The 12,428-nt window shown below is 42.7% G+C and carries 12 protein-coding genes and 1 tRNA gene; 3 read left to right on the forward strand and 10 right to left on the reverse strand.

Annotated elements, in window-relative coordinates:
* The first annotated feature begins 17 nt into the window (after nt 1-17).
* Nucleotides 18-1,085: a PLP-dependent cysteine synthase family protein gene (locus MSG35_RS10070; RefSeq protein ID WP_017064069.1), complete on the forward strand. Its 1,068-nt coding sequence runs from the start codon at nt 18-20 to the stop codon at nt 1,083-1,085.
* 97 nt (nt 1,086-1,182) lie between these two features.
* Here the strand turns inward: MSG35_RS10070 and MSG35_RS10075 are convergent, their stop codons facing one another.
* The 8 genes from MSG35_RS10075 to MSG35_RS10110 form a co-directional block, all read right to left on the reverse strand.
* The gene (locus MSG35_RS10075) at nt 1,183-1,455 is read right to left on the reverse strand and encodes a hypothetical protein (RefSeq protein ID WP_248383826.1); all 273 of its coding nucleotides are present in this window, start codon (nt 1,453-1,455) and stop codon (nt 1,183-1,185) included.
* An 84-nt stretch (nt 1,456-1,539) separates the two neighbouring features.
* Nucleotides 1,540-2,088, reverse strand: coding sequence for a DUF3332 family protein (locus MSG35_RS10080; protein ID WP_248383827.1), 549 nt, complete (start codon nt 2,086-2,088; stop codon nt 1,540-1,542).
* 16 nt (nt 2,089-2,104) lie between these two features.
* Entirely contained in the window at nt 2,105-2,806 is a 702-nt protein-coding gene (locus MSG35_RS10085; RefSeq protein WP_248383828.1) for a hypothetical protein, read from the reverse strand.
* A gap of 172 nt (nt 2,807-2,978) precedes the next feature.
* Nucleotides 2,979-3,845, reverse strand: a complete 867-nt coding sequence (locus MSG35_RS10090) for a DUF302 domain-containing protein (RefSeq protein ID WP_248383829.1) — start codon at nt 3,843-3,845, stop codon at nt 2,979-2,981.
* A gap of 54 nt (nt 3,846-3,899) precedes the next feature.
* Nucleotides 3,900-4,397, reverse strand: coding sequence for a hypothetical protein (locus MSG35_RS10095; protein ID WP_248383830.1), 498 nt, complete (start codon nt 4,395-4,397; stop codon nt 3,900-3,902).
* Nucleotides 4,398-4,476: 79 nt separating this feature from the next.
* The gene (locus tag MSG35_RS10100) at nt 4,477-4,956 is read right to left on the reverse strand and encodes a chalcone isomerase family protein (protein WP_248383914.1); all 480 of its coding nucleotides are present in this window, start codon (nt 4,954-4,956) and stop codon (nt 4,477-4,479) included.
* A gap of 88 nt (nt 4,957-5,044) precedes the next feature.
* The gene (locus tag MSG35_RS10105; RefSeq protein WP_050634818.1) at nt 5,045-5,710 is read right to left on the reverse strand and encodes an NAD(P)H-binding protein; all 666 of its coding nucleotides are present in this window, start codon (nt 5,708-5,710) and stop codon (nt 5,045-5,047) included.
* Between the two features lie 448 nt (nt 5,711-6,158).
* Nucleotides 6,159-6,653, reverse strand: coding sequence for a hypothetical protein (locus MSG35_RS10110; protein ID WP_248383831.1), 495 nt, complete (start codon nt 6,651-6,653; stop codon nt 6,159-6,161).
* 233 nt (nt 6,654-6,886) lie between these two features.
* Between MSG35_RS10110 and MSG35_RS10115 the strand changes: the two genes are divergently transcribed.
* A complete protein-coding gene (locus MSG35_RS10115) occupies nt 6,887-7,210 on the forward strand; it encodes a DUF1244 domain-containing protein (protein ID WP_017094028.1) in 324 nt (107 codons plus the stop codon).
* 208 nt (nt 7,211-7,418) lie between these two features.
* On the opposite strand, the gene vexH is transcribed toward MSG35_RS10115, so the two are convergent.
* Together vexH and MSG35_RS10125 are read right to left on the reverse strand one after the other, a co-directional pair.
* The gene (vexH, locus tag MSG35_RS10120; protein WP_248383832.1) at nt 7,419-10,532 is read right to left on the reverse strand and encodes a multidrug efflux RND transporter permease subunit; all 3,114 of its coding nucleotides are present in this window, start codon (nt 10,530-10,532) and stop codon (nt 7,419-7,421) included.
* Entirely contained in the window at nt 10,532-11,608 is a 1,077-nt protein-coding gene (locus MSG35_RS10125; RefSeq protein ID WP_140402844.1) for an efflux RND transporter periplasmic adaptor subunit, read from the reverse strand. The genes vexH and MSG35_RS10125 overlap by 1 nt, the downstream gene beginning before the upstream one ends.
* 563 nt (nt 11,609-12,171) lie before the next feature.
* Between MSG35_RS10125 and MSG35_RS10130 the strand changes: the two genes are divergently transcribed.
* Nucleotides 12,172-12,256 (forward strand) — tRNA-Tyr (locus MSG35_RS10130).
* Nucleotides 12,257-12,428 lie beyond the last annotated feature (172 nt).

The raw sequence follows: 12,428 nt of genomic DNA on the forward strand, positions 1-12,428 counted from the left end.
CGATCAGGAGAACGCTTATGTGCACTGACCATCAATGGATTAACAACGCGATTCGTAAAATTGAAGCGGACTACCAACGCTCAGCGGATACGCACCTTATCAAGCTCGATCTACCAAGTATCGAAGGCATTGATGTTTACCTTAAAGATGAAAGCACACACCCTACAGGCTCTTTAAAGCACCGTTTAGCGCGTTCTCTCTTCTTATACGCTATCTGTAACGGTTGGGTTGGTCCAGAAACAACAATCATTGAATCTTCATCGGGTAGCACTGCGGTATCTGAAGCGTACTTTGCTCGCCTACTTGGCCTACCGTTTATTGCGGTAATGCCAAAATGCACAGCGAAGAAGAAGATTGAGCAGATTGAATTCTACGGCGGCCAAGCGCATCTTGTTGACCGCTCAGATGAAATTTACGATGAGTCTCGCCGTTTAGCAGAAGAATTGAATGGTCACTACATGGACCAATTTACTTACGCTGAGCGTGCAACCGACTGGCGTGGTAACAACAACATCGCGAACTCGATTTTCAATCAAATGCAGATGGAAGATCACCCAGTTCCAGCTTGGGTAGTAATGAGCCCAGGTACTGGCGGTACTTCAGCGACGATTGGCCGTTTCATTCGTTACCAACAGCATGAAACTAAGCTTTGTGTTGTCGACCCTGAGAACTCTGTATTCCACGAATACTTCCAAACAGGCAATGCGAACGTGAAAGGCAGTACATTCAGCAAGATTGAAGGCATTGGTCGCCCACGAGCAGAGCCAAGCTTCATTCCTGGTGTGGTTGACGAAATGCGTAAAATTCCAGATGCAGCAAGTATCGCAACGACACATTGGTTATCTGACATTCTTGGCCGCAAGGTTGGCGCATCAACCGGGACTAACATGTACGGTGTGCTTCAGCTAGCCAGTGAAATGAAAGCACGTGGAGAAAAAGGTTCTATCGTGACTTTACTGTGTGACAGCGGTGAGCGTTACCTAGACACTTACTTCAATGACGAGTGGGTAAATCTGAATATTGGTGACCTACAACCTTATGCAGCGAAGCTAGAAGCTTTCTCGCAAACGGGTGAGTTGGCTTAAGTTCATAACTAACAAGTTTACAATAACAAAAAGGACGAAGTTAACTTCGTCCTTTTCCTTTATAACAAGTCCCTATTAAGACACTTATTAATCGCTATTACTGTGTTATTTTTGTCACTACAGACAAAGATGCATTATCACTAAAAGTATCTACAAACAAAAACCCTTCCAGTTTAACTTTGCCTTTTGTGTTAAACAGAATTTCAAACGCATTATCAATATATTTATCTAATGAACAACATGACACTAGAAAGTTATCTGTTTGCACTAAAAAACTACACCCCGGATAAGACATATCATCGACAGGTTGTATATTCTTTTTAGTAAGGCTACTTTTCACAATAAAACCAGTCACGCCAAATTGATTCATATTAATATCCTGAAAGCTTGATTATTAATCGTAAGTATTTAGAAATAATAGGCGAACAATAAAGTTCACTTTAACAATGGATGATTATGAGCTCACTTCAAACGCTTCTGATAACGCCTCTACAGAGGTTTCAGAGACAAACTCACCATCAACAAAGTACTTAACGTTTGCACCTTCCTTCACGCCGGTTACCGTTGAAGAAGTGCCGTCAACATAAGTCACTTCCATCTCAATAGTATTTTCGTCAATGGTTCTTATGTAACTGTCTTCAATGTTGTGGTACGTCAGAGGATCAATCGGTGCATCACGCAGTGAAGGATCAAGATCATCATTAATATCAATCATTGTCTCGACTTTACTATCAAAGATATGCGGAGTGCCGTCGAAAGGGTTTGACCCCGTCCAGAACTCGATTGAGTTAACAACGAAGTAATCTGCCAATGTTGTAAAGCCATAAGCGGGTACCAATAAGAAGTTAACACCGCCACGTGCATAGCGGTTATCAACAACCTTTATGTTGAATTCCATTAACTTTTTTGTCGTGAAATTGCTACCGACACAACCGCTAAGAATTGGGGCAAGTAACAGGATACCCGCAAGCTTGATCGAACTCTTTTTACTGAAGATTTTCATTTCATCTACCTACGACTTAGAAATAGTAACCGAATTCAATACCAACAGAGGTATCGTCAAATTCATACATAGTTACGGATGCATTCACATCAACATTGCCGTTCGTCCAACCCAGCGCATTTTCAAACACAGTGTCGACATCAGAATCCAAGAAGTAAGTAAAATCACCGCGGTAATACATGTTACCAAATGGCACCAAAACGCCCGCTTCTAGGTCAAAGCCGTCGCTCACATCACCAGTTGAATAGTTGGCACCCACGTTCCATGCACCAAAGCCAGCATCAGCGACGTAGTTACCACCGACGGTAAGATTGTCGTAGTCTCCAGAGATATTCCACTCACCATCAATAACAATGTTATTTGAAATATTGTATTGGCCAGATAGTGTAATGACATCTTCTCTATCATAATAGTCATTTAATTTATCATTACCAAAGTCAATATCAAGAGTATCGTAGCTTAAACCGATGCTAGCTTTATCATTAATACCGTAGGTAGCTTCAACGCCTATTATATTCACGTCATATCGTTCAAACTCTTGTGTATCGTATCCAGCTTTAATACTACTCTGAACATTTCTGACATCTTGATTGTGATAATTATTTTCAGCTTGTACCTCTTGTTCTACATTTTCTGCATTCGTTTTATCGTTTGCAGATACTACACTAGAAAAAGAAATAACAAATAAAGAAGATAATGTTAAAAGTTGTGTTTTCATGATATTCCAATGGTTAAATTTCAATGCCGAAATGGCAGTGTTAAAATTAGGCTATTAAATTGGCCGTTGTTTTTAGGTAATAAAAAGCCACACCATAATTTTAAAAACATGGCTTTTTATTAATGTGAATTAATTAGATGTTAATTACTGATATAAATCGTAAGGCGATAGATTATTTTTCTACCGCACCGCCGAGAGTTTTACCCAATCGAAAGTTGATGACCTTATGAGAAATTGCATTGTCCTGATAATGGAGTTCAGACATGTCGACAATATTATTGTAAGCAACCGTCACTTGACCGTTTTCTTCAGTCACTAATACTTTTTGTCCAAAAGCATCCAATCCAATACTTGGGAAATCGGTCATTGCTTTTGCACCTGGCGCTGGCCCACCAAAAACGAGCAGGGTCGCATTAGGTAGTGACTCCCCAATCGCTTCTGCTCTAGCCTTAAAGTCCCAGTTCATAAACCAAACCGTGTCACCTTGAGCAAGAACATCTCGTTTAATATTGTTCAGTGTCGTTTCAAAATCATACTCTGATACTAATGTTTCAATGCCGTAGTTCTTTGTTAAGCCTACGCTCTGAACTGGTGCAATGTTATCTAGCCCATTCGTTAGCAATGCCGTTTTTTCTGCATACTGCTCAAGGGCTTCGTTATCCATTATTCCGTGTCGCTTTTGAATAAACTGAGCATCGGTATAAATTACTTTTTGCTCACCATTTTCAACATAATTCAAAATACGAAATGGTAAATCGAGCCCTATTTGTAAACTGTCTTTGAGCAACTGGGTATTCAACTTATCGTCGGTATAAAAGTCCACTCGACTTGGTGCTAAATATTCATTTGCCTGTTCAGCTAATCGAGAATGGTCGATAGTTAACACTTTATCTAACCCGTTATCTTCAGCGTTTTTATCAACAATGAGCACACTCTCATCAACGGCATTTAGTTGAGATTGATGAGCGTTCTGATCAACGGTCGTTTCGCAACCTAGAATGGGCAGAACACACAAAGCAATTAAAGACAGTTTTTTCATAGATAACCTCTTTAGAGTTTGAAAATGATTGAAGACAAAACGAAACAATCAAATCTATTGAATATTATGATCGGAAACAAAGTCTTCAAGAACTGAGTGGGCGCGCTTTAGGTCACCATCATTCAAATGGACTAAGTACCCATACAGCGCTTTTTCATGCTCTACCATATAAGTCATTTCTTTTTCATAACCGACTGGGCTGGATGCTTGAATATCCTTAAGCTGATTAACAAATCGCTCTGCGCTGCCCTCTAAATATTTCGCCCCTAAATATGGCATCACTTTCAAAGATAACGTCACTGTTTTAGCGAAAAACTTATCTTTACAATGAATAGTGCTATCAACACCGTATTGTTTGCGGACAGGGTTCATCACAATGGTATTGTGTTGCTCCATTTTACTGAGCAAGTCCAAGCTGTTTGCTGTCATACTGCCTGGCGGGTTATGTTTGAGTTCAGAAAATACCTGTTTACCTAAGTTTCGAAATACCAACTCATACTTAAGTCCCTTCGCAAACTCTCTGTACTCAGCTTTCTCAATTCTCGTCATCATATTTTCTCCACTCATAGCAACGAACGATGGCAAAGTTAACACCATTATCATGAGGAACTTGCCCCACTTTAGTTGGCTGTTATAGCAAATCATCAACAGGGGTCTCGCCTAGCCAGATATTCCTTAAAGCAACACTCTGTTTTGAAGAGGCTTTAGCCTGATACACAACGTCATTGTTATATTGAATCTGCATCGTTTCCCCTCTGTAGATAATGGCAATCACATCGTCTTTAATCAGCGGCATGGATAGGCTATCCACTAGTTTTTGGATATTTGAGTCTTTCATATTGATGCCTGGGTTTGACTCTTCCAGCGCCTCAATCGTGGCTGTTGTGACTTTTTCTTGTGTTAACTTCTCAGGCGTAAACGTCAATAGAAGTGCGCTATAACCTTCTTTGCTTTTCAAGTGACTAATATCGTAATAGTCGACAAACCATAATGTGCGAGTATTTTCTGCGACCATTCGATAATCATCGTATGCCCACGATTCAAATTGCGCGTGCGAAGACTCGGCTTTTAGCTCGTGACTGAACGCTTCCCCGGCCATCACAAGAGTCATCAACAAAAATGTTACTTTGTATCTAATTGGTATCTCTTCCTACATTCAGGTTTAAACATCGCATGTACTCGCTCATGCCGAGATCGGGCTAAGACGCTAGCTTCATCATGTCGAGAGAATCTAATCTCTCCACCTTTCTAGAGCTCGGAAATGTCAAATGAACCAAAATGCTGTTTGCAATATTCGATGCTTGAATTGGTCGGTATTTTTTCATTCTGCCGATCATCATCGGCTTAAGTACCTTAAGAGCACCTTGAAGTAACTTTTCGTCAGTTCTCTTCTCCTGTCGATCCCCCGCCAACGGGCCCGGATGTAGGAAAGTCGTTTTCTCAAAATCAAGTAATTCAACGTCATTTTCCATCTCCCCTTTGCAGCGAAGATAATGCGAGCGAGCTTTACTATCAGCTCCAAGACATGACACGACGATCAAGTGCTTAACTCCAAGGTCTTTCATGTTTGCTGCAGTCGACACGACTAGGTCAACATCAATTGCGCGAAGTTTATCTTTGGTACCCGATTTTTTAATCGTGCTACCTAAAGCGATAATCCCAACGTCCGGAAGATCTGAATCTAAATGGATTGCAGGAACACTTAGATTACTGTCAATTATCTGCTTCAATTTCTGATGTTGCGTATTGAGTTCACGTCGAGACAGTGCGTAAACAGTACTGATATTCTGACTGCCTAATAAAGTACTCAGCGTTTCTCGTCCAACTAAGCCACTCGAACCAGCAATAATGATTGATCTATTCATATGAAATTCACCGTTTAAAGTTATGTCGTCTCGACGTTGTATATATAATAAACGCAATAAACCGACCGGTCTAGTCAAGATATTGTCAACTTTGTCAGAATTAGACTGATCGGTTTACATATTCGAAGCTGAAACGCATTGGGCTCTGGAATATAGAGCTGATTAGTGAGGGGTTAAAACGCGAACGCTCGACAAGTTTTGGGGAGACCGTTACTGATACTCCAAGAACCGGTGAGAGCCGATTTAAGTATCAGTATAGATATAGATGACTTGGTCATTAAATGAGCCGTTGAAATGTTTGGTACTTAAAACCGAGCGAGAGCTCAATGAGGATATCTAGGGGGATAATAGCTTTCAAATCGCCAATGGCAACGAAACAACATGAACACTTCACGTGTTAGGAGTTAGACTGCGTTTTGCTCACTGCAAGTTGTGTAAATTGATCTATTTATTGCTGAATATTCTCAAGAACAGACTCGGGAATAATGTTCTCTATCGCCACATACTGACCAACATCTAGGAATGCAAAACAACTATAAGCCAAGCTACTCCAACCTAAAATAGACAATGTCAGCATGCCAAATGTTTTCACGCCACTTTGATTCAATCTTTTCGAAACAAAGGTATAACTCGGAATTCCGACTAAAACAGGAGCCAAAATAGCCATCGAAAGTTGGCCGTATTGATTCCATTTATTCATGAATTTTCTGAGTTTTGGTTTAAAGACAGCGCGTTTTTGTTTCTTAAATAAAGTTGAATAGACGGGAGCAATTTTCCAACCTGCATACGCAGCAATCATCGCTGGGATTAAATTAAACAACAGCATTTCTGGGTAGGAGTAAGATAGAAACGCGGCAATAGCAGGCCCTGAATAGGTTTTCCAAAGGCTTAACAACGCCATCGATAAACCAATAGCCAAGTATGTTTCAAATGCTAATGTCATGCTTTGATCTCCTCTCTCTGGTTTACTGCTTCAATGATCTGATTGTCTAATTTGAAGTGTTGAATGAATAATACACAACACAGACCGACCGGTCTAGGTGTAATTTTATTATCCTATGAGGACCTAGAAATCTGAGGGGTACATACTCAAACCAGTGAATGAGTATTGGCGTCAATCTCGCAGCCGTGTAGACTCTAATTAAGGATAATCATTAACTTGAAAAGGAAAGAGTTTTGGCTGAATTCAAATACAAGCAACTAACTCAAGAAGAACAAGACAAGCTAGATGCCGCTTCATTTCGTCGCCTATTATCTCATCTAGACAACAATAAAGACGTGCAAAACATCGACCTAATGATTTTGGCTGGCTTTTGCCGAAATTGCTTTAGCAAATGGTATGCAGCAGAAGCTGAATTGATGGGAGTCGATTTAGATTTAGACGATGCACGTGAACGTGTTTATGGCATGACTTACGATGAATGGAAAGCTAACCATCAACCGAAAGCGACGCCTGAACAATTGGCCGCGTTTGAAGCTCGCCAAGCGAAAAAGAGTTAAGAAATTGAACACCAAATAAGAGTTCGTATCCTGAGCGAAGTTTTATTTTCGATTGAACGCATTCCTACTTTCAATCATCAATATTTAGCAAACAAAAAGCCCAGTAACTGCCTCCAATAGTTGGACACCAGTTACTGGGCTTTCCTTATCAAGCTTTAAACTTAAGGGCTTTAGCAACTTTCTGTAGTCTAGCCCTTAGTTTTACCAACTACCCGTGAGAGGTTCTTCCCACGTTGTCATGGCTAAGCTCTTTATTAAGCTCCGCTTCCACGTGACCCGGAGAGCGTGTTGAGCCAGAAATCAGTCGGTACATCGCAGGAATTACGAACAGAGTAACCAATGTCGCAAAGCCCATACCGAAGAAGATAACCGTACCCACAGCCACTCGGCTTTCATAACCTGCGCCCGTTGAAGTAATCAATGGGATTGCACCGGCTAGTGTCGTAAATGCCGTCATCATGATTGGACGTAAGCGTCGAGCCGAAGCATCAATGATCGCCTTTTCAAATTCAATACCACGGTCACGAAGTTGGTTAGCAAACTCTACGATCAAGATGCCGTTTTTGGTTACCATACCGATCAACATGATCATACCAATCTGGCTGTAGACGTTGAGCCCTTGACTCATCAGCACCAAGCCTAAGAAGCCACCAAAGATACCCATAGGTACGGTGAACATCACCACCAGCGGGTTAATGAAGCTTTCAAACTGCGCGGCCAGTACCAAGTATGCGACCAGCATCGCTAGCGCAAATACCACTAGGATACTTGATTGGTTCTCTTTGAAGTCTTTTGACTCGCCAGAGTAGCTCACTGAAATATCACCAGGTAGCTGTTCAATCGCTTGTTCATCAAGGAAATCGAGCGCGTCACCCAGCGTGTAACCTTCCATTAGGTTCGCCTTGATGGTCACCGATTTCTGCTTGTTGTAGTGCGACAAACGAATCGATGATGCCACTTCTTCAATGTGCGTCAGCGTATCGAGTGTAACCAGCTCACCAGATTGAGTTCGCATGTAGATTTGGCTTAAATCGTTCGCGTTGTTGAAGCTGTTTTCATCACCACGTAGGTACACGTCGTACTCTTCACCACGGTCAACGAAGGTCGTTTCACTTCGTCCACCAAGCATGATTTCTAACGTATCTGAAATATCTGAAACGCTAACACCTAGCTCTGCTGCACGCTGCTTATCTACGGTTACCAATAGCTCTGGTGTTTTCTCAGAGTAATCGATGTCCGCGCCTTCCATCATTGGAGAGTCTTCAGCCGCTTGCTTTAACAGTTCGCCCCACTTCTGAAGTTCAGAGTAATCAGAACCGCCAAGTACGAATTGAACAGGCTCACTTGAACCACCTTTGAAACCCGGCATGAACGGGAATACACGCACATCTGGAATACCATTCAACGATTTACGAACTTCGTTCAACGCTTCTTGTGCGGTAACGTCACGCTCATCCCAATCTTCTAGGATCATGATGACAAAGCCCGTTTGGTCGCCCGCATTACCACCAAACGCTGGTGATTGAATACTGAATGACTTCAAGAAGCCTTGACCAAGCAATGGCATTAGACGCTCTTCAACGATGTCCATGTTGGCAGACATACGGTTGTAACTGGTTGCATCGGCACCACGAACAAACGCAAAGATAACACCACGGTCTTCTTGTGGTGTGAGTTGCGACGGCACTTGTTGCATCAAGCCATAACTACCGCCCATACACGCGATAATGATGATTGGAGCCGCCCAACGCCAGTTTAGAGCACGGCGCAATACCGATCGGTATCCGGATTCAAGTTTGCCAAATACGCGCTCGACAAACAGGTTGAAACGGTTTGGTTTAACGTTCGCTTTTAGGATTTTACTGCTTAACACTGGCGTTAACGTTAATGCGACTAGCGACGAGAAGATCACCGACATAGCAAGCAATACAGAGAACTCGGTAAACAACAGACCAACCATGCCGTCCATGAACGAGATTGGCAGGAATACCATTACCAATACAAGCGTTGTTGCGATTACCGCGAAGCCTACTTCACGAGTACCTTTATAGGCAGCAAGCAGCGGTGACTCACCACGTTCAATATGGTGGAAAATGTTCTCAACCACCACGATCGCATCATCTACCACCAAACCAATCGACAGGATAAGTGCCATCAGGGTAATCAGGTTGATAGAGAAACCGAAGTAGTACGCGGCAATAAACGACGAGATCAGAGATACAGGTACGGTTACCGCTGGGATAAGTGTTGCACGTGCTTGACCAATAAAGATGTAAAGCACAAGGATAACCAAGCCACCCGTGATAAAGAGCGTGCTGTAAACCTCAGAGATCGAACGGTCGATGAAGACTGTTGAGTCATAGTCGACAGCCAAACGAGTACCATCTGGCAAGAACTTTTGAATTGCTTCGACTTCTTTATGGACTAAGTCAGCCACCTCAAGTGGGTTCGCATCTGACTGAGGCACGATACCCATACTTACGTTAACAACGCCGTCACTCTTAAAGGTCGAGTTCTCGTTTTCTGCGCCAATGTAAACATCCGCTACGTCTTTTAAGTAGATAGGTGTGTTATCAGAGGCACGTTTAACGACTAGGTATTCGAAATCTTCCGCTTCAGTGTAAGAACGAGCAGTACGAACCGACATCACAATCGCATCGTTACGCACTTCACCACCTGGGCTTTCAATATTCTCACTGTTCAGTGCAGAAGTGATGTCCGAGGTAGTCACGCCACGACCCGCCATCTGAGCTGGTTTCAGCTTCACGTACATTACTTTGTACAAGCCACCTGATATATCCACTGAGCTGACGCCAGAAATCAAACTAAAGCGGTCAATCAACACACGTTCGGTGTAGTCGGTTAACTGCGTTCGGTCCATCTCCGTCGAACTTAAGTTGATGTAGACCGAAGCTTCACCACTACCATTGTTCTTATAAACAATTGGGTCGTCGGCTTCATCGGGCAATGAACGCTGCGCACGAGCTACGGCGTCACGAACATCACTCACACCGGTATTGAGATCGTAACCAAGCTCAAAAGTAATCGTGATACGCGACATACCGTTACGCGTTGTGGATTCGATCTCATCGATACCACTAATACCGGATAACTGGTCTTCAAGATTGGAGGTTATTTGGCTTTCAATGATGGTGGCAGACGCACCCTCATAACGAGTACTGATCGATACCACCGGGCTTTCAATATCTGGCATCTCACGAACTGCGAGCTTATTGAAAGAGACAATACCAAACACAACCAATAGTAGGCTCAATACGACGGCCGCTACTGGTCTCTTTACAGAAACATCAGATAACAACATTAGTTAGCGCCTTCTTGTGCTTTTTTATCGCTTGCTGCATCAGTTGGGCGATTAACAGTAAGCTCTTGAACCGAGACACCGTCACGCATATTCACGATACCTTGCACCACGATCTTCTGGCCAATTTCGATGCCTTTGTCGATCACGACTTCGTTATCAATACGTGCCCCAAGGAAAACTTCTGTACGAGTTGCTTTGTTATCTTCGTCGATAACATAAACGAAACGCTTAGTACCAGAATACTCAAGCGCTTGAACTGGAATGATTGGCGCTTCCACTGGTGGGAAGTCCATATCCGCTGCCACTAGCATACCTGGCTTCAGATAATCGTTATTGTTATCGAAGTGGATTCGAACTCGAAGGTTCAAGGTTTCAGCGTTAATACGAGAATCGATGCCTACTACAGTACCAGTGAACTGAGTGTCGCCCCATGCGCTAGTACGAGCCGTTACTTTCATACCTTTAGACAGTTTAGAAAGATAGCGCTCCGGGATCTGCAGATCTAATTGCATTACCGATAGGTCATCTAGGGTCACGAGTTCAGTACCTGCTGTCACCATTTTACCGCGGCTAAAGTCGATAAAACCAACAGTACCCGAGAATGGCGCGCTGATGTGAAGATCTTTCAGGTTGGCATTTGCAGCAGCTAAACGAGCGTTAGCGATCTCTACGTTCGTTTTCTGAGCGTCAATTTCAGTTTGCGTGATCGCGTTACGTTTCACTAGGCGTTGAAATTCCGCTAGCTTACGTTGCTCGTCTTTTAGATAAGCTTGCGCTTCTGCAACCGCAGCTTTCGCTTTGTCATCGTCGAGTTGAACCAACATCTGCCCTTTAGTGACATCTTGATTGGCTTTAATGTTGATAGAGTCTACTCTGCCAGCCACTTCAGAAGTGATCATTACGGATTGCTCGGCTTCTAACTTACCGACCAACGAAAGAGATTGGCTAACTTGGTGAATATCAACCTGCTCAGTAACAACAGTGACAGTGCTAGGGCCCATACGTTTAGCAAGTACGGCTGGAGACGCCATAAGAATAGACAAGCTAAGCAGGGTTAAAACAGATTTATGCTTCATAATAATGGTCTGCAAGTAAGTTTGTACCAATCACAGTGAGTAAGTGGTCAGAAATAGCTTAGGGAAAAGCTTGAGAACAAGGCCGCTCTTTTCAACAGATAGTTTCGATAAGTAGTTATTCTACAATCAAAATATCTGACGCTGTTCTCGAACATTTTAGAAAGCTAAGATGACACGTTATTTACTACGATTGGTATTATTATCTATAAATGAAATTAACCGTATTCTATCAACTGATGAATGCTGTAACGTCAAGAAGTGTAAATCTAGATTAAATTCCATTTACGTTTCATCATGTTTTAGACACATTGAACACAATACAGAAAGCCAGTCACCTCAAGGTGTTATCTATCAGTACGTAAACCTTAGTACAGATGTTCACTTCACGAGCAACATGCGTACTTTTCGCCATCTTTGCCCAAAAAGGCAGCATTTAACACAAAACCATAAGAAAAACCCTTTACAGGTTTAGCGTGTTTGCTATGATGCGCTCCGCACTTGAGAGATGCGTTGGGAAAAACATCTCTTTAGCCTATCCATTATGAGTTAGGAAAAAACACCCTGGAGGGGTTCCCGAGTGGCCAAAGGGAGCAGACTGTAAATCTGCCGGCACTGCCTTCGATGGTTCGAATCCGTCTCCCTCCACCATATTCTTCTTACCTCTTTTAAGAGTTAAGAGAACAACCTGATTGATGGGCTTATGGGAAAACATCAATTTAGGCTTACTTTGTGAAGAGTAAGACACACCCTGGAGGGGTTCCCGAGTGGCCAAAGGGAGCAGACTGTAAATCTGCCGGCACTGCCTTCGATGGTTCGAATC

It is taken from the genome of Vibrio sp. 1CM23M (assembly GCF_023161755.1).
Lineage (GTDB): Bacteria > Pseudomonadota > Gammaproteobacteria > Enterobacterales > Vibrionaceae > Vibrio > Vibrio coralliirubri.